Origin of the sequence: Paenibacillus sp. FSL R7-0340 (genome assembly GCF_038002205.1) — a bacterium.
In the GTDB taxonomy this organism is placed as follows: Bacteria; Bacillota; Bacilli; order Paenibacillales; family Paenibacillaceae; genus Paenibacillus; species Paenibacillus polymyxa_B.
In genome coordinates, this window is record NZ_JBBOBY010000001.1 from 3,362,791 (window position 1) to 3,381,749 (window position 18,959).

General features: G+C 43.5%; 16 protein-coding genes and 1 pseudogene. 4 read left to right on the forward strand and 13 right to left on the reverse strand.

Features of this window, described 5'->3' with window-relative positions; all coding sequences use genetic code 11:
- Positions 1-29 precede the first annotated feature (29 nt).
- The 4 genes from MKX59_RS15105 to MKX59_RS15120 form a co-directional block, all read right to left on the reverse strand.
- On the reverse strand, positions 30-701 hold the full coding sequence (locus tag MKX59_RS15105; protein ID WP_305953846.1) for an oxidoreductase: 672 nt from the start codon (positions 699-701) through the stop codon (positions 30-32).
- Positions 662-1,054, reverse strand: coding sequence for an oxidoreductase (locus MKX59_RS15110; RefSeq protein ID WP_305953847.1), 393 nt, complete (start codon positions 1,052-1,054; stop codon positions 662-664). The genes MKX59_RS15105 and MKX59_RS15110 overlap by 40 nt, the downstream gene beginning before the upstream one ends.
- Positions 1,055-1,177: 123 nt before the next feature.
- Positions 1,178-2,200: an NADH:flavin oxidoreductase/NADH oxidase gene (locus MKX59_RS15115; RefSeq protein ID WP_076294735.1), complete on the reverse strand. Its 1,023-nt coding sequence runs from the start codon at positions 2,198-2,200 to the stop codon at positions 1,178-1,180.
- 669 nt (positions 2,201-2,869) lie between these two features.
- Positions 2,870-3,742: a LysR family transcriptional regulator gene (locus MKX59_RS15120; RefSeq protein WP_076265373.1), complete on the reverse strand. Its 873-nt coding sequence runs from the start codon at positions 3,740-3,742 to the stop codon at positions 2,870-2,872.
- A gap of 111 nt (positions 3,743-3,853) precedes the next feature.
- On the opposite strand from MKX59_RS15120, the gene dapA reads away from it, so the two are divergent.
- On the forward strand, positions 3,854-4,735 hold the full coding sequence (dapA, locus tag MKX59_RS15125) for a 4-hydroxy-tetrahydrodipicolinate synthase (protein ID WP_071559634.1): 882 nt from the start codon (positions 3,854-3,856) through the stop codon (positions 4,733-4,735).
- 324 nt (positions 4,736-5,059) lie between these two features.
- Here the strand turns inward: dapA and MKX59_RS15130 are convergent, their stop codons facing one another.
- The 4 genes from MKX59_RS15130 to MKX59_RS15145 all read right to left on the reverse strand — a co-directional run bounded on the left by MKX59_RS15130 (position 5,060) and on the right by MKX59_RS15145 (position 9,197).
- On the reverse strand, positions 5,060-5,164 hold the full coding sequence (locus MKX59_RS15130) for a DUF6254 family protein (protein WP_023988604.1): 105 nt from the start codon (positions 5,162-5,164) through the stop codon (positions 5,060-5,062).
- 530 nt (positions 5,165-5,694) lie between these two features.
- Positions 5,695-6,747, reverse strand: coding sequence for a glycosyl hydrolase (locus MKX59_RS15135; protein WP_071558741.1), 1,053 nt, complete (start codon positions 6,745-6,747; stop codon positions 5,695-5,697).
- A gap of 595 nt (positions 6,748-7,342) precedes the next feature.
- Entirely contained in the window at positions 7,343-8,029 is a 687-nt protein-coding gene (locus MKX59_RS15140) for a cyclase family protein (RefSeq protein ID WP_076265370.1), read from the reverse strand.
- Between the two features lie 253 nt (positions 8,030-8,282).
- A complete protein-coding gene (locus MKX59_RS15145) occupies positions 8,283-9,197 on the reverse strand; it encodes an arginase family protein (protein WP_076265371.1) in 915 nt (304 codons plus the stop codon).
- Positions 9,198-9,303: 106 nt separating this feature from the next.
- Between MKX59_RS15145 and MKX59_RS15150 the strand changes: the two genes are divergently transcribed.
- The gene (locus MKX59_RS15150; protein WP_013310350.1) at positions 9,304-9,645 is read left to right on the forward strand and encodes a winged helix-turn-helix transcriptional regulator; all 342 of its coding nucleotides are present in this window, start codon (positions 9,304-9,306) and stop codon (positions 9,643-9,645) included.
- 147 nt (positions 9,646-9,792) lie between these two features.
- Here the strand turns inward: MKX59_RS15150 and MKX59_RS27615 are convergent.
- The 4 genes and pseudogenes from MKX59_RS27615 to MKX59_RS15165 form a co-directional block, all read right to left on the reverse strand.
- Positions 9,793-9,990, reverse strand: a pseudogene (locus MKX59_RS27615) (hypothetical protein); the annotation flags it as partial.
- A 19-nt stretch (positions 9,991-10,009) separates the two neighbouring features.
- Entirely contained in the window at positions 10,010-11,770 is a 1,761-nt protein-coding gene (locus MKX59_RS15155) for a glycoside hydrolase family 2 protein (RefSeq protein WP_053325441.1), read from the reverse strand.
- Between the two features lie 280 nt (positions 11,771-12,050).
- Positions 12,051-12,980, reverse strand: a complete 930-nt coding sequence (locus tag MKX59_RS15160) for an ArsR/SmtB family transcription factor (RefSeq protein WP_069080507.1) — start codon at positions 12,978-12,980, stop codon at positions 12,051-12,053.
- A 263-nt stretch (positions 12,981-13,243) separates the two neighbouring features.
- Positions 13,244-15,304, reverse strand: a complete 2,061-nt coding sequence (locus tag MKX59_RS15165; protein WP_069080506.1) for a beta-galactosidase — start codon at positions 15,302-15,304, stop codon at positions 13,244-13,246.
- A gap of 149 nt (positions 15,305-15,453) precedes the next feature.
- On the opposite strand from MKX59_RS15165, the gene MKX59_RS15170 reads away from it, so the two are divergent.
- A complete protein-coding gene (locus MKX59_RS15170) occupies positions 15,454-16,293 on the forward strand; it encodes a helix-turn-helix transcriptional regulator (protein ID WP_081327480.1) in 840 nt (279 codons plus the stop codon).
- A gap of 170 nt (positions 16,294-16,463) precedes the next feature.
- Here MKX59_RS15170 and MKX59_RS15175 read toward each other — a convergent pair whose 3' ends face one another.
- Positions 16,464-17,351 (reverse strand): LysR family transcriptional regulator, encoded by an 888-nt coding sequence (locus tag MKX59_RS15175; RefSeq protein WP_068938427.1) that lies wholly within the window; start codon positions 17,349-17,351, stop codon positions 16,464-16,466.
- Positions 17,352-17,462: 111 nt separating this feature from the next.
- Here MKX59_RS15175 and MKX59_RS15180 point away from each other — a divergent pair, with 111 nt between their 5' ends.
- Positions 17,463-18,848, forward strand: coding sequence for an MFS transporter (locus MKX59_RS15180; protein ID WP_069080505.1), 1,386 nt, complete (start codon positions 17,463-17,465; stop codon positions 18,846-18,848).
- Positions 18,849-18,959 lie beyond the last annotated feature (111 nt).

Consider the following 18,959-nt stretch of genomic DNA (forward strand, 5'->3'; position numbering starts at 1 on the left):
ACAGAAGGTCTAAAGGACGTACTTTTTTCTTAATCGACCAATTCAAAGTCCTTTATCGTTGCATTCGGTCTTAAAATCTTTTCCTGGTCAAATATAGCTAGCAGTTCATCATTTTTAACTTTGACAGGCCAATTATGATTAGCAAGAGCTCCTTTGCCCAAAGTAATAATATCGGCTGTACAATGTTCGACCATCTGACTTGCTTTAGATGGGTCTTCCAGGTGTCCATTAGCCATCACTGTAATGTTTCCATACTTCTTGGCAAGCTCAGCAAGAGATTGTCTACTACTGTCTGGAAAGGCTGGTTGCCAAGCCTCATATTCCGTGACATGGATATAATCAAGCCCCGACTGTCCTAACTGTTGGAAAATCACTTTTGCCTCTTCTTCTTTACCAGCCCACTTATGCTCATAATCATTTACTTTCCCTTGGGAGATTCGAATCCCAACTATAAAGTTTTCTCCTACGGCTTGCCGAACTGCACTCGATACGTCAACCAATAAACGAACACGATTGCTGAGGGAACCTCCGTATTCATCCGTTCCCTGGTTTGTATAGTCCGTAAGAAACTCATCCAGTAAATAACCATTTGCACCGTGAATTTCTACGCCGTCAAATCCAGCTGATTTGGCACGAACAGCAGCATTCACAAATCCCTGAATTACGTTTTCAATATCTTTCTTCGTTGCTTCCACAGGCATCGGAAAAGCTCCTTCACCGCCATAAAACGCAAGTTGCCTCCTTGTGGTTGCACTGCTGATGGAGTCAATATATTTGATTCGAATCGGTTACCTTGAGATAAAGCACTCGCGTGTTCTAACTGAACAATAATTGCTCCGCCAGCCTTATGAACAGCTTCCACCACCTTTTCCCACGATTTAGCCTGTTCGTCAGTGGCCATCCCGGGCTGGTTGAAATAACACTGACTAAACAGCTCATCTGTATAGGTTCCCTCAACAATAATCAAACCAAATCCGCCATGTGCAAATGAAGCATAGTATTGTGCCATTTGATCCGTTGCAAAGCCTTCTGGAGAAGCACTCGTGCGTGTCATAGGTGCAACACCTAATCGATTTTTCAGCACTATTTTTTAGTTCTACAAAATTAAATCGTCCAATCTTCCGTCCCGAATTTTGGTGACCCAAGCAGGATCAACCAATAATGCATACAGTCGATCTTAGAACCCTGTAGTATACTGTGTAGGGATTGCAGTTTCTTTTTTCAATTTTGAAGCGGCTTCCAGTGACCAATAAGGATTTCTCAACATCCCTCTACCCACAGCAACCAGATCGGCCTCTTCATTTCCGATAACTGCATTCGCCAAAATTGGATCTTCTAGTCTTCCAACGGCCATCACCGGAATATCCAGAGCTTCTTTGATTTCTTTTGCCAAGGGGACTTGATACGCTGCGTGAGTTCCTGGTCTGCCCCATGCAGCTATAGGTCCCTCACCGCCAGATGAAATATCAAACATATCTACTCCTGCCTTTTGATATTCCTTGGCAAAAGCAATGCTTTCCTTAATACCATATCCACCTTCTACGTATTCTTTGGCAGAAATACGCATCAAGAGCGGCATATCTTCCGGCATCTCGCCCTTCGCTGCCTGAATGATCTCCCGACCAAAAAGGGTAAGGTCTTTACCGTATCTATCTTCCCGTTTGTTCGTAAGCGGCGAATGAAATTGATGAATCAAATAGCCATGTGCACCATGAATTTCAATGGTGTCGAATCCAGCCTTGACAGCGCGAGCTACAGCAGCACGAAATTTCTCGACTAGTCCTTTAACCTCTTCTGTTGTAAGCGCGCGAGGTTGTTTTGAATTTTCATCAAATGCAATGGCAGATGGCGCTACAGGAACTTCAGCATCTTCCGCCTTGCGTCCGGCATGCGCGATCTGGATTCCCACTTTGGCACCGTAGCTGTGACAAGCATCTACAATCCGTTTGAGAGCAGGAATCTGCTCATCTGACCATAAACCAAGATCAAAATCGGAGATACGACCATCCGGCTCTACATCTGTCATTTCAATCATGATAAAACCAGCTCCGCCTACCGCTCGGCTAACGTAGTGTATATAATGCCAATCTGTGGCGACCCCATCCTTTTTGTCAACCGAATATTGGCACATTGGAGGCATAACTACGCGATTTTTCAATTCCAAACCTTTAATTGTATAGGGACTAAATAAATCTTTCATGTGAGAAAGACTCCTCTCTGAGGTATATTATGAAATACATCAATCAAATGCATGCACACGCATATATATTAACACGTTTGTTTCATTTGTCAACTTTAGGTATGATTTCAAAACTTCAAAGTAAAATACGCCATTTACTCGTTGGTCCTCATCTTCAGATTTTTTGCAATGCATCAACAACTGAATCGTCACCAGTAATCAGATCAAAAGCTCGCTTGTATGTGTTCTTCTCATCTAAAGCTGCCACAATGGCACGAGCTACATCCTCACGAGGGATACTGCCATAGGTGATATTCTCCGCAGCAGCCTGCGCAATTAATTAATGTATCTGCACGGCCCAAATGGTCTATGGTGAAATTCACCAATGACTGAACTTCTGCATTGACATCTTGTTCTAATTAAATATTAAGTAACCGAATGGTTTAGCACATTACCAAATTAAAAAACATGCGCATGCATTTAATTAAGTAAAAAAATTACTTGCTGTCAAGTTTTGAATGCAAATATGGATTGCTTTTTTTTCAAAAAAATACGTGAATGATTTGAATAAACTTTGCTTCCTCTTTTCATTCTAAGTCCTCATCCTCTTCGGCACGTTAAACTGTGAGCGCTTCTGGTATCCACTAGGAAGCGCTCGTACTGTATTTTAATTTTGATGTGGAGGTAAATCTACATTCTCATGCTCTCCATAAAAAAGTTCAATGCATTGGACACCCACTTCTTGGGATGAAGAACAAGCTGAATTTCCAGCTTGAGCTCGCCATGCTCAAAGGGTAACACCTTCAGTTCTTCCCGTTCAATCTCCTCCAGAGCAGCCATTAGAGGTAGAATGGATATACCCTCTCCAGTTTTGATGCTCCGTTTGATCGCTTCGGGATTACCCAGCTCCAGGCTCACGCGATAGGTGATTCCATTTGCTCGAAGCACTCTCTCCAACAGTTGTCTGTAGTTGCACGTATGCTCGGGCATAATCCACTCCGCATCTACCAGATCATCCAGGCCGATTCTCTCTTTAGCGATAAGCGGATGGTTCGGATGGACAATCAGTACAAGCGGTTCTTCTCGAATCGTAATCCACTGCAAGGCCGAATTGCTTGAATCGTCCGCGAGGATCAGCCCGACATCGGCCTCCCCTTCCCTGACCTGGTGCAAAATCATCTCTTCGCGATCCGTATGCAATCGTATGTTCAGATCAGGGTATTCTTTGCGAGTCGCCTGCATATACGGCGGCAGAAAATACGAAGCGATGGAATCCATAGTACCGATCGTCATGGAGCCCCCGCCCTGCTTAGCCAATTTTTCTTTCGATTGCTCAAAAAGCTCCAGCATTTGTCCGGCAAGCTTGAATAGCTCTTCCCCGGCGGAGGTAAGACGAATCTTGTTGTTGCTGTATCGCTCGAACAATTTGACTTGATACGTTTTCTCCAGCTTTTGAATCTGGGTCGTGACGCTGGATTGTGCGTAACCGAGCACTTCTGCTGCTCTTGTAAAGCTTTCACGAATGGCAACTTCCCGAAATGTTTGAAGATAAATGAAATCCAATCTGGCCACCCCATCGGAAATTTTGATTAGAATCATCGTTTATTATAGATAACTCTGATGCTGTCTCCTATGTTACATTAGATTTAATTCAACGGGAAGGGATAACTGATGATGATGAACGAACAACATATTCATGGGATTTTCATACCGCTGATTACACCTTTTACACGTGACTATAAGTTGGACATCGATTCGTACCGGAAGTATGTTACCTATCTTGCAGGCCATGACATCCAGGGTCTGGTCGTTAACGGTACGACAGGAGAGTCGCCAACCGTATCCTGGGATGAAGTGAAGCAGATGGTACAGGTGACGCAGGATGTTCTGAAGAGCATGAACAAAACCATTCCGATCGTCATTGGCACGGGAACGAACGATACTTATTCAACGGTGCATCGGACGGAAATGGCGGCTGAATTAGGAGCGGATGCAGCCATGGTGGTCACTCCGTATTACAACCGGCCGACGCAGGAAGGAATCTTGGAGCATTTCCGTGTCGTATCTCGTGTAGGCCTGCCTGTGCTTGTATATGAGATTCCTGTTCGCACGGGCAGTCGCATGACAATAGATACAATACGCAAAGTGCTGGACCTGGATGGCGTAATTGGGCTCAAGGACAGCACGGGCGGTCTTGATCTGCTTTTAAAATTGACCCAGTACGAGACCAAGCCTGTCCTCTGCGGAGAGGATGCCTATTTCCATGCCATGCTATGCCAGGGAGCTGCCGGTGGTATGCTTGCATCCGCTCATCTCAATATCCAGGAGTATGTGGATATATACCAACGTTTTGTGGCTGGCGACATGAACGGGTCGCGAGACAGTTTCATGCTACTGGAACCGGTGATCCAGCATGTATTTGCAGAGCCAGCCCCGGCCGCGATCAAGTGGTGGCTTACCCAGAAAGAGATTATTGCCGCCGAGCAATTGCGTCTGCCACTTATGCCACTGTCGGATCAGGTGAAGCAGGGTCTCCTGAATTCAATCGTATCCTGATAAATCAGCTTATCTCAGACTACCCAATCATAACGTAGAAGAAGCATCTCCTGGACAGGAGATGCTTCAATTTTTAGCCGGAACTGACAACCTTCAGAAAAACGAATTTAAAAAGATACTCTCTATGGTAGAACGCTGTATCGGTGTTTTCATCCTAATGAGGTCCGCAATCTGAAAAGCTTACAAGCAATAGCTAGATGGTTGTTAGTAAATCCAGTTGCAGCATTAAGGGAATTCTTTATGTAAGCGAAATTATTGCAAAAAGAAGGCTGCCGGTGAATTTCACCGACAGTCCTTCTCTTCCAAGCAGTATACTCCTCACTCCTATTCGCTGGACAGCTCCTTGAGCGATTTGACTTTACCATGGGGATGCTGTTCTTGCTTTCGTGACTTCCAGGCTGCTTCTTTCCTTTTCTTCTGGTGAGCCATAACAGATATCCTCCTTTGGAAATTGTGATGTATACTACTTTCTTAAGTTGTCATTTCTCAGCTCTGTTCATTCATAAAACTAAATTCGTTGGATTTTTGTAATAATTCAGGGGTTCCAAACCGTTTCAAAGGAATAGCTGGGAGCATGGCTTCATGTATTCTGGGTTTGCTGGAGATTGCATTAATTGAGCAAACGGCGCTAACTCAAGCGCTGCACTGGGAACAATTTTTAAAAAAAACAGCCGATTTCTCCTTAACATACTAGAAATCGGCCTTTGCCTTCCGAAAAGAGGATTTAGTACATATAATACAACACAAATAATCAGAAATATCGGTGATGCGCCCGAAAGATTGGAAGGTGTGTAAGAAGGCTACTTATCGGCTGAACCGCTAGTTTCCGAGAAATAGTTATGTAAGTGATAAAAAATTCATACATTAGCTGTTATTGTAACTCCCTAAAGGACATGTTTTTTAAGAGACTATGAAGAACTTGCATTCTTCATAGTCCTGTTTAATGAACTATTGATCAATTATTCAGCAAATGATGCAAGTGAACTGCCTTCCCACATTTCCCCCTTATTCAGTGTCCAACCATCATTATAAAGATTGTAGGCACCTTTATTAGCTGCGGGGCTCCATCCCTCATCCCAAGCTAAGAAATAAATGGTTTTCGGATATTTTTCTTTGATGGCATTGATAAATAAAGAATAATCCATACTACCATTGGTTGCCTGCGGACCGACTTCTGTGAAAGCAAAAGGCTTATCAAGAGCTGTTAGCTCGTCATATCCTTGAATCGAATAAGGATCTGAGAAATAAGCGTCTAATCCAACAATATCAACATATGAAGATCCAGGGTAAAAGTCTGTCTTAAAGTTTCGGTTGGCGTCTGGTGCGTATACCCATATCAGGTTGTCCAATCCTCTTGTATCGGTCATATAATGATAGACTTTTTTATAAAGCTGTTGATATAAAGTGATACGTTCGCTATCCTCTTGGTTATAGTCGGTAAGTCCCCACCAGAACCATTCTCCATTCATTTCGTGAAGAGGTCTGAAAAGAACAGGAACACCTTCATCTTCTAACTGCTGAAGGCCGTCGGCAATTTTGCTTAACATAGCGTCTAATCGCTGGCCCTCTTCAGTTGATGAGTCTAGGATTCTTTCATACTGACTGTTTGAGATTGGGGTTTTATAATTTCCAGAGTTAAACGCAGGGTTAGCCAGATGCATACTGATCTGAGGTATACCTCCGTTCTTCCAATGAGAGATTAAATCGGTGTTACAACTATAATCGATCGAATCGGCAATATTAGAAGTCTCCATCCATCCTCTTGAATAATCACAGCCATACACGGCAGGGGACTGTCCTGTTGCATTTTCAATTCGATTAGCTTCGGTCATAGAAAATGACGCATTTGTGTACCCGCCGAATGCTCCTGACACTACGCGGTTTTCCGATGACAGATTAGCGAGCCAGTTCATCACTTCCTTGGTTGTGGCTTGTCCATTAGGATTCACCGTATGTGCAGATGCTGTCTGTGAGAAAGTCGAAGCGATTAACAGAATCCCCAATATTCTTATGTACCACCTCCTCTCTAAAGGAACGGCTGGTCGATTTCTACCATCGTATTCATTTAATTGATTTCACTGTGATATTTCTCCCTATGACACTTCTGATTGCAATCTACATTATTTTTCATTCTAGGAAGTTGATACCAACTTCCTAGAAAATTTTACTTTTACGAATAAAAGCAGCTCAATTATATCGACCTCAAATGAATAGATTAAAATAGTTCTAAAAGAGTAAAAAATAGTTCTTATAACAACTATCATTCAACTTCACAAAGAATGTTAGAGATAAGAATATGCTTAAAGTAATATTTTCCTTTTCATTCTTATGAAAATATTCTTTTCAAATTATTGTTATTATGTGCTATATAGAAGACTTTATGCCCGCACATTTGACACGCCATGTTATAAAAATCAAAAGAAATAAATAGCGGCTAACCAACGTCTATCAAAATAAGTTGATTACATCTGAAGGCTTAGCGTAGATTTTCGCTAAAACAAAAAAGCCGCCAAAATGGCGACTTCTTATGCGTATATGTTGTTGTCTCTCCTTGCAGTGCTGAAGTCTGCACCTGTGTTCGATAAACCTATTGTTCCTCGTTAGCTTTTATTCTTCAACTTCAACAATGATGTTAACCATAGATGCATCGTGATTTTTAATGCGAAGTGGTGCTGTGAAAGCAGATAATAGCTTTTTACCAATTAATGGTGCAGGGTTTATGTCTTCGTAAATGAGCATTGTCGGCTCTTCATATTTTTCATGGTCTAAGAAGGCATGGTGAACAAAATAGCCGTTTCTTTTGGCTTCTTCCAGATTTTCAATGCTCATGGTATCAATGGCCACAGCTTTGCAGTTCGGCAAATTTTTACGGATGAATTCCGCTGCTTTGGGAGAGACGGCTGGAAAATTATTAGCGTATTTCTCAAAATCCGTATCTCGGTGTTTCCAATAGCTTGTATTAAAGATGAGAATATCCGCTTCATGCAGCTCTTCATATTCCTGAAGCATTTCAATGGTAATAAAGCCGTTCGGATCAAGAGGACAATCAATTAACAGCGGTTTTCGATAGATGAATTCTTCAATCGGAACAGCATCTATTCCCTTACCGTTATTTAAATGATGCCACGGTGCATCGACATGGGTGCCGACATGAAGATACATACTTAACACACTTCCATTCCAGGCATCCCCTTTGTCCAAACGCTCTCTAGGCTCTAACTTCACTTCTGGCAATCCTGGATAAACAGGCATTCCTTCATATATTGGGTAACCGATTTCAACGTATTTTGACATACTAAGACGCTCCTGTAATTTTAGTTTTAAGAATCCATTATTATAGGGGATATTCGCCTAATGTGTAGCTTCCGAAAAGTATAAGCGGAGTACAAACAGACAAACTGATAAAAAGACCATACCCCTACAGGTCAACTCCCTCATTTTAATTTATATTTTATATTCAATCGCCCTATCTTTCCTGAAATCGTACGACCACTTCTCCTTGATTGTCCTTTTAAGAAAGATAATATAAAAATAATAAACGATTATCCTAAGATATTAAAATAGGTATCTCTCCAAGCAGATTCTTTAAGTTAATAGAATCCCACGGCATATGCTCCGTTATACCTAATCCAACTACATCTGTTTCTTCAGATAGTTCTTTAATCAGATTAAGTAGCTGAGGCATTTGCATTGTTCCCGCAGGAGAAAAATTATAAGGTGCTTCAGGGTTGGCGAATAATAAAGAACGAAATGCTTTTGGGTCAAGCACATCTAAATCAAGGTGAATAGCTAGGTGCTTAATGCCACTTTCTTTAATCCACTCTCTTATAGATTCAGTACTATTCGTTAACTCTTTGGTTCCTGCAGTTTTAATTCCTAGTCTTTGAATCATTTCTGTGTCTGATTCTACAGGAGCTATATTTAGTCTTTGAAACGCTTCTGAAATGACTTCTGATTCTTGTTCTGTAGGAGCCGCTAATCCCGCGATAAAGACATTTTCAGGTTTTAGTGGGATTTTCACATGTTTTGTGAACTCCTCATCTCCTTCTCCCAAAAGATTTCCGAGCGGTAATGTATGACCGTTATCATAGCCCACATATCTAACTAAATCACTGTGAGCATCGATCCAAATTAAACCTAATTCCCCACCGTATCGTTCGTTCAAATAGGCAAATGGAGCTTGTTCCACTAAGCAGTCACCACCAAACATTACAATGCGATCTGGCTTATGAGCATCAATGATATGCTGAGCAGCCTCTAACTGTTCAAGTAGCTGTTTTCTCCCATTCATACCGTTTTCGTTTTCAAGCGGAGTACCCTTATAAGCTTGAACTGGAACATGAATAAGAGGTTGTTCATTATCCGGAGCTAGCCAAGCAAGCAGTTCGGCTCCAAAAGAGTAATTAGGATTGTTTCCCCCTTGCCATTGTGGCATTAACAGGCGTATTGTTTTTTTAGTCATGTTTTTCTCTCCTTTACTTCAAAAGTAAGGTTAGTATAAACTGAACACAAATAAAAACGTAGTACGCACTATTTTGATAGGTACTACCCGAAAGGATAGTGTAAACATGAGTATGGCTGAATTTAAAGGTAAAGTTAAAAATATTCAAGATACACCTTTTGGTTATACAGTTTCATTGATTGGTGGTAAATGGAAAATGGTTATTATTTATCTCCTAGCCGAAAACCGAACAGTTCGCTTTAATGATCTGAAAAGACAGATAGGGGCTATTACTTATAAAACATTGAGTTCACAACTAAAAGAATTGGAAGCGGATGGTCTGGTGAATCGAAAAGAATATCCTCAAGTCCCCCCTAAAGTCGAGTACAGTCTCACAGATAAAGCAGAAACGCTATTACCTGTTTTGGAAGGGTTATGTGAGTGGGGAACAAAAAACCAAAATAATTAAATCCAGTTTTCTACTAAAAATCCTGTATGCGAAAAATCGTCCTGTTTTTCAACACTGCTATCCCAAGTTAAACTCTATGGTTAACAGCAGTGACACTTTGTTTATTTAGCTCTAAATACTGAAGATGCCGTATTCATATACTTCCCCTTATTCTCCAACCGAAGAGGAAAGGCGGCCTTCCATAATGGCTCTGATTTGTTCGGTCGGCATCTTCGGGTGTCTATCGTGCGTCAGCAGAACGTTGATTCCCTGTTCCACGTCCGTCAGCTGTGTGTAACAAAAACCTTGTACGACAGGTGAATGCAGCAATGACTGGACATCAGCATGCAGCCGTTCTAGAAATTCTATTATCTTAATTATCGCTTCAAGCCAGATTTATCTCCCGAATCACTTCAAGCGGAACCTTCGGTTTTCGGTCTTCCGTCAACAATCCGTTGACTTCCTGCTGTACATCGGTTACCTGTGTATAGCAATAGCCCGAGAGATAGGGGGTCGCTTTAATTGCTCCGGTGACTGCACGGAAACGTTCGATAAAAGCTTCGACTGAATTCACCTGGTTTCCGTATCCCCAGCCCATGTCCGTCTGGAAGGCAATGCCGCCGAATTCGCTTATGATAATTGGTTGTCCCCGGTAGGCATATCCTTCTGCAAAGGCATATTTCCAATTGTTAAAGGAGATGCTGTTGTTTACAATGCTTTCCTTGTCCTGATATCGCTCCAAAAACTCTTCGCCCGTCTCCACATAATCATGAAGGGTTAAAATATCCGAGACTGTATGCTCCCATCCGTCATTGGTAATCACCGGACGATACGGATCAATCGTCTTCGTCAGATGATAGATGGTTTGCGTGAACTGCTGCTGCCTTACATCATGTCCAATGGTCGATATGCCCCACGATTCATTGAACGGGACCCAAGTTATGATGCTCGGATGATTGTACTGCTGCGGCACGATTTCCAGCCATTCTTTCGTAAAGCGGCTAACCGCCTGATCATTGAACTCAAAGGTCGCCGCCATTTCCGACCAGACGAGCATGCCTTTCACATCACACCAATATAAAAAGCGAGGGTCTTCCAACTTCATATGTTTACGAACCCCGTTATATCCCATCGCGGCTATTTTATCGATATCTTCGATAAGAGCTTCTTCAGACGGCGGAGTCAGATGTGTTTCCGGCCAGTAGCCCTGATCCAGAATCAGCCGCTGGTAAAGAGGACCATTATTCAATAGAACCTGTCCGTTTTCAATCGATATTTTCCGCATGCCAAAATAAGAATACACCCTGTCGCACTCTTTCTCATCCTCATACAGAATAAACTCTACATCGAACAAGTTTGGCGATTCCGGTGACCACAAACACTGCTTCCATGGACCACCGGCTTCATGAAATACATGGACCTCTACCGTTATCCAGGGCCTGTCGGCAGATAGGCTGACCTTTTTCACATGCTGTCCTTTCAGCGTAATCCGTGTCTCTAGGCGTAAATTATCTTTACCCTCGATACCCATGAGCTGAAAGTCAAAGCGGATCATATGACGGTCGATATCCGGTGTTATCTTGACCTCATTGATTCTTACCTCATTCACATATTCAATCCACACACTTTTCCAGATTCCGGTGCTCTGTACATAAAAGCATTCAAAGTTTTGATCCACCCAACGCTGCTTTCCCCGGGGCTGCGTGCAGCTCTGACTATCCTCCACTTTAAGCACGATGCTATTCTCCGAGTCGTAAGTGATATAGGGTGTGATGTCGAAAGAAAACGCAGCATAACCTCCTTCATGCTCACCAGCCATAAATCCGTTCACCCAGCATTTCGCTTTATAATCTACACCCTGAAAATGTAGAATTGTCCTTTTCGCTATTGCCTCCTGCGGGACCTTCACGCTCCTGCAGTACCAGATCACCGGATGGAAGGTCTCGACTCCGATCCCGCTTGCCTTGGTTTCATAAGTAAAAGGTACGAGGATTTTGGCTCCCTTCGGAAAATGATGATACCATTGCTCGCTTTCACCCACTTTGCCGTCGTCGAAGGCGAAATCCCACACCCCATTCAAATCCAGCCACTCTTTACGGACAAATTGCGGCCTTGGATAATTTTTGATATAAGCGTTTGTAGTCATACAGTTTCCACCTATCCTTTGATATATAATTAGTCACCTTAGCCTGATGACTTTACAGTGCATTGCTATCATCTGTAGGTTCGATCGTCATCCTTTACCTCCGCTTCGAAATACAAACAATAAAATCGATTTGTTACACTATTATTGTATCTTTAGGGGATTATATAGTGATGCATTTTTAATGTCAACGCTTTCAAGTTAATTTTATGTAACTAATAAACTGAATAAGGCTTTAGCTACAGAGCACCTGCAACTAAAGCCTATCCATTTCACCAATATCTCAATCCATGACATAATTCACAGTCATTTTGATATTCTGATCATAATCTCCAAATTGCTTTCCGAACAGGTTGAGCCCACCTTGATGCACCGCATCTGGCTTAATTCCGATCCGCAAACGCAATTTGTGGCTGTTTTGCAGGTTGAGCTCATCCAGTGTAACCGAGGAAACCTTCTCCATATCCAGCGCAGTCTTCTCTTTATCTACTCGCCAGGTCTTGAGCAACCCATACTGGGTAGACCACTCATACCACCAGGCAGGATTCAGCTTGCCGCGCCTGTCTCCAAAATCACCGGGACACGTCCACATGCCAATCTCCACGCCATTAACCCACAAGGAAATATCAGAAGGCCAATTGTTGTCATAGTTTGGTGCTTCAGAACACATTTCCATCGATAGCTCAAGCGATTCTATTCGCGCTCCTGCCGGTATTTCGAGCGGCATTAAATACTCGACATAGCCCTTGCGGAACCATATCATCTGGGCTCCGATATGCTTCGGGTGGAAAAAACTCGCCGGTTCGTCCTCGCGTATGATCATCCCGTCTGCATTGGCCATACCGCACGTCGGTGAAACCTCACAATCGCTATAATGACCGATCGGCATGTCCACTTCGTAGATCTGTACATCCCCTTTGGGTACTGCTTTTTCAAGATTTAGCGCAATATGAATGTCATCATAATTGCGGCTGCACATCTTCATCGCGCCGCGAGAGGCAGGCAGCAGCTCTGTATTAATCAGTCTAGCAGCCTCCAGAACCTTGATATTGTTGGCTACCGTAGACACCGGAAGTTGAAGAGCTTCCGCTATTTCTACAATATTAAGGTTTTTAGAAATCAAGAGGCGGAGAATATCAACTCGGGAACGGGTGGATAAAGCATGCGTAACCGTTACCAGCTTGTCCGGATCATCAAAACTAAGCTCAAGCATTGCATCACTCATCTCATTTTACTGTGATTATATTACAGTAAGTTTACTTGTATGCTTTGAAACAGTCAATAATATTGTATTAAATTATTATTTTTGTATTAAATACCGATCATGTTCGATTTTTCTGGTTCAAGAACCCATAAGAAAGACAGCGATTATTGAGCCGAACCTTGTACACAAAAGCACCACGTTATTCCCTTGCTTTATGCAATAAAAAGCCACTGATCTTCGAACTAAGATCAGCGGCTGATGCTCTCTTCATTTTAAACTTTCTTTAATACCCATACTCCATACGGTTCCAATGGTACGGTACCAGTAAGCCTGCTACCGGAAAGGAGTTCCTCCGTCTCAACACTCAGTTTAATCAGAGCCGTTTCTCCGCTGTAATTCAGTAGAAATACCAGCTCTTCTTGTACATCCGCACGAATAGCGACTTCTACCGTCGAAGGAGCTTGGCACCACCCCGCAAGCGGAGATGTCACCGGCAGCTGTCTTAGGAGCTCAGCCGCTAACGCTAAGTCAAAAGCTGCACCCCAATAGTAGACCAGTCCCTCACCGACACGGTTGACGGTCAAGGCCGGTTTCCCTTCATAGTAGCTTGATGCGTACTCTGCGAGTACTTCTACCGTATCAGCATGAACATTCAATATATCGTTGAAGCCTGGAGCCCAAAAATCAAGTTCTTGATCCTTAAATCGCACCGATACAGGTGCTGCCGTCCCATTTATCATCGTAAAGTCCTCTACGTGAACGCCGCTCATTGCGGCTGCAGGGCCTGGGAGTAGCTGCATACGGCAGTGACCAAACTCGTTCTTATAACCGGTGCGGCAGCCGAAGATCAGGATGCCCCCATTCTCTACATATTTCTGTAACATAGCTGCCGTACTGTCTCGTAGGATCGCCGGATGCGTGTATACCAACACCTTGTAATTAGCCAGTTCCCGCAGCTGTTCTGATTCCATACCCGGACGGATTGTAACTATATCCGAAGGTATATGTCCATACTGCAGTGCCTTGTACCAGCCGAGCTCACTTTGCTTTGTCAAGGGACCATACCATTTATCCAACTCGCCATCCCACTCGTTATCATAATCGCGAAGTAGAGCAACCTCTGCCACGTAGCGTTTGCCAAGAATCCGCCCCCCGACCTTTTGCAGTTCCTTTCCGACGCGGCCTGCTTCTGCGACCCGACGATTCGGCTGATTGTGATAATCATTAATTCCATGCCAGTACATTTCCGTACCAAATGTTGCCGTTCTCCAGCGGAAATACAAAATCATGTCTGCCCCGTGAGCAATGCTTTGGTAGGTCCACAATCGCATCTGTCCCGGGCGTGGAGATGGCATCTCCATCCTGTTCACCCATCCTCCCGGACCGGATTGCTGCTCCATCACGCAAAAATTTGGTGACATCCCTCTGACGTTACTTAAAGAAAGCCCCCACTTGCGATCCAGCAATGGCTTCTCCCCGTGGTCCGGATAAATGGTACTGAATTGAGGATAAGAATCGTACGAGAAAAAATCAAGCAGTTGATCCGTCATCCTATGGCTATCCAAATGCCCGAATACACCGTTGGTTGTCACCCACTGATTAGGCGCCACTGACCGAAGTATGTCCACTTGTAGCTTGGCAAACGAAATGGTGTTATCGGATATAAATCGCTTCTCGTCCAAAGCCTGATGAGGATTCGTTGACCCGGATACGGTCGGACGAGTTAGATGGACCTGCTTCCAGCTGTTATAAGTTTGATTCCAGAATACAGCACCCCAGGCCTTGTTGAGCTGCTCCAACGTACCGTATTTTGACTCTAGCCAGCGCCGGAAAGCCTGATGATCTGCCTCGGCATAGAAGACGTTTATCTCGCAGTTCAGCTCATTATCAATTTGCCACCCAATGATGGCCGGATGATCTTTGTAATGTTGTGCCATCTCTCTTGTAATACGTGCGCAAAGCTCTAAATAAATGGGACTACTGTAGTTATAATGCCGACGCTGACCATGTTGGAACGTGACCCCCTCCATAGATACGTTCAGCACCTCGGGATACTTATAAGTAAGCCATGCTGGTGGCGTAGCTGTTGGTGTGCCCATGATCACTTGAATCCCGTTCGCATCTGCCTGCTCCAAGAAACGGTCAAACAGCGTGAATTCGAACTTTCCTTCCTCCGGCTCGAAGATCGACCAAGCAAATTCTCCAATCCGAATGATGCTGAAGCCCAGTTCCTTCATTCTTATGAGATCGTCCGACCACAACGATTCGTCCCAGTGTTCAGGATAATAACAAGCTCCTAAATGAAAGCGATCTAAAGATAAGGATTTCGGCATGCTCCAATTCTCCTTCAGTAGAAGTGATAGTACAAAAATGTGATTATCTGATAATCGTATCTATTGTAATATAAGAATAAAAGGATTAGAATAACTCGATTTTGCTAATTGAATTACTTTTTTGCTAACTTACTCAAGGAGATGGATACATGATTAAAATAGATTGTTATCTTCCTTCACCCATTCTAAAAGGTATACTGTTTCCCGAATCGTTAGGACATTACAAGAACTTCCCCAATCATGGGGAGCGAAGGAATGCAGGATTACTGAAAGATTACAATTTACATATCATTTTTGCAGGCAAAGGCGCTATTGTGCATGATGGGAAGGAAATCGAGCTTACCCCTGGCATGGGCTTTCTTTTCGGCAAGCATACGACGCAGCAATATCGAACTAAACCCGAGGATCCCTGGGATGTCCGATGGATTCATTTTGACGGGCAGGATGTAGATTCGCTATTACAAGGTCGAAGCATGCACGAACCGTATCTGTTCTCGCTCCACCGGCCAGAACGTTTAAAACCGCTGATGGAAGAAATGTTGCAACTTGCCCAAACTTACCGTCACGACTATGATGTACAGATCTCTTCCCTGCTTTATGAAGTCCTTCTGGAGATCGTCCATCATTCCCACCAAATTTTCGGCACCTCTCCCGGCGGCACCGTCCATGAGAGGATTCGTCATACGGCGGAATATATTCGTATGCATTGTCGAAACATGCTCGATTTGAAGACAATGGCTGCGACGTCAGGTTATAGCTCCTTTCATTTTAGCCGACTCTTCCATCAGATCATGGGTAGTACTCCAGCTCAATATTTGCTCCAATGCCGAATAACGCTGGCCAAACAATTGCTTGTATCTACGGCACTCACTGTAAAGCAGATTGCACTGGAAACCGGCTTTCATCAAAGCAGCTATTTTATCAAGAGATTTCGGGAGCATACAGGCATCACGCCGGAGCAGTTTCGCCAGCTGAGAAAGATGGGTTAGTACAATCCAAAAACTCCTTCAATAGCTGGGCGTGTGTGTATGGCAGCGTACAAATCGAAATTACAAATTATGCAGTTGAATAAAAGAATAAGCGGCCGCTTAGGACGTTTGGTTAACATGTCCTACGCTACCGCTTTTGTTAATGTTTTTTATTTCGCTTATATTTGGGATTAATTTGTCTGTTTGGATATCGCTCCAAAATATTCTACAACTACCTCACGGAATTCCAGAGCAGCCCGCGAAATATACCGACTCCTGTGCCATAATAAAGCGATCTCCCGTACCAATTCGTGATTTTCTACTTGGAGATACTTAAGATGTTCCCGTGAATTTCTTGCCGTGCTTGGTATGAAGGCTATGCCAATTTCAGCTTCCACAAGCGTACTAAGCCTTGCAGGTTCATCCCCCTCATACACATATTTAGGTACAAATCCTTCCGATTTGCATATAGAGTCCACTAAATCGCGAGTACCGTAGCCTCTCTTTACACCGACAAACCATTCATCCCTTAGATCTGTCAACGTTACACTGCTTCGATCTGCCAGCCGATGTCCCTTTGGAACAGCTACAAGGATTGGGTCGATAAACACGATTTGGCATTCGATGTCATCTCCCTCTATTGGAGGTGAGGACAAGCAAAAATCGACCTCGCCTCTATGAAGAAGCGTTACCATTTCCTGCGTAGTCAGCATTTGCACATGAAATTGAATATAGGGTCGCTTTTTCCGAAACTCTCGAAGGATATTGGGTAATGTGCTAGCGGTGGTCACCGCCAATTCGAGAGTGCCATGTTCCGGGCTGGATAAATCACTAAGCTCCTGCTTCCCCTGCTCCAATTCAAATAAAGCCCTCTCTGCACGGTGAAGGAATCTGCTTCCGAACTCATTCAATCGCAGTTTCCTCCCTGTTCGATCGAATAGAGGAACCCCCAGATCTTCCTCCAGGCGCTGAATCGTTTTGCTCAGCGACGATTGAGTAACATGCAGACTTCGTGCAGCTTCGGTCACATGTTCCAAACGAGCTACCGTCAGAAAATATTGCAGTTGAAGAAGTTCCATTATGATCCCCCATTCATTCCCCCAAGTCAATGAGATTATAACATCAAATGCGTTGGAATAAATAATCGGTTTCAAGTACGATGACATTAATTCGCTATGGGGGGACCAGAAATGAGCGTTCGCAGCTGGTGGTTAATGATTTCAGTTGGTCTAGGGATACTATTGAACCCATTAAATTCTTCGATGGTTTCTGTTGCTATTCCAAGTCTGCAAAAAGTGTTCCAACTTGACTTTACAGGTGTTTCCTGGATTGTTTTTTCTTTCTACATTGCAAGTAGCATCGCTCAACCTGTCATGGGAAAAGCCAGCGATTTATTCGGTCGTAGAAAGATATTTCTTACCGGGCTTGTTGTAGCCTTCATTGCATCATTATTGGCTCCATTATCACCAAATTTCGGGTGGCTCATCGTGTTCCGCATTGTGCAATCCATCGGAACAAGCATGATGGTTGGGGTTGGAATGGCTATTGTTCGAATTCATATTACAGAAAAACAAGCAACTGCGTTGTCTGTTTTGTCCATATTCCTATCTGGAGCAGCAGCAATTGGCCCCTTTATTGGCGGAGTCTTGATTCATTGGTGGAATTGGCCTGCTATCTTTTTCATCAATATTCCGTTTGTGGTGGCCAGCTTTGTATTGGCTTGGAGGAATATTCCTAAGGATGAACTGCCAACATCCTTAGCACGCAACATGTCCTTTCGTAAATGGTTTGAATTGATTGATGCATCAGGAATTCTGCTCTTCACAGTGGCTTTGGTTACCCTACTCGTTGGATTACTCTCAGCAAAATCATTTGGACATATCTCATTAGGAAATGTCATTGTCGGGCTGATAGGTCTCGTTGCGCTGGGGATATTCGTACGACATGAGTTAAAAGCGACATCACCCTTTATCCCTTTACGCACATTCGCCAAGTACCCTGCAATGACTTGGGTGAATGTTGAATTCATGCTCGTTAATGTACTATATTACTCGCTCTTTTTCGGGCTTCCGTCCTACTTGCAAATGGTACGTCATGTCAGCGAGTTCCAAACAGGCATTCTCATGCTAAGCTTAGGCTTGTGCTCGCTAATTACTTCTCCAATTGCAGGACAATGGATCGATAAATCAGGACCCAGACCGGCATTGCTGGTGTCCGCAATTCTGATGACATTGGGGTCAGTGTGGCTCGTGACATTGAATCCAACTTCACCGGTTATCAGCGTGTGTTTGGCTTTAGCTGCATTCGGAATTAGCAACGGTTTGAACAATGTAGGTATGCAAGCAGCCCTGTTCCAAAGTTCTCCAAAAGAAATAATCGGTGTAGCATCCGGATTATTTAACACATCCAGATATCTGGGAACCATTATCTCTTCATTATTGATAGCTATCGTAATGGGAGGTACGTTTAGCTTCAAGGGATTTCAAATGCTTGGGATCATCCTTACGGTAATTGCATTGTCTTTGGTATTCATGAGTCGGCGGCACCGGGAGTCAGCGCAATTGCATGAGTCGTAGGTTCACTAAGTTCATATCTCAAACCATTGCGCGGCACCCATCAGCATACACCAAATGTCATTTATTTGGCGTAAAGATCTACTACAACAAGTTTTAATTCAGCGACATTGC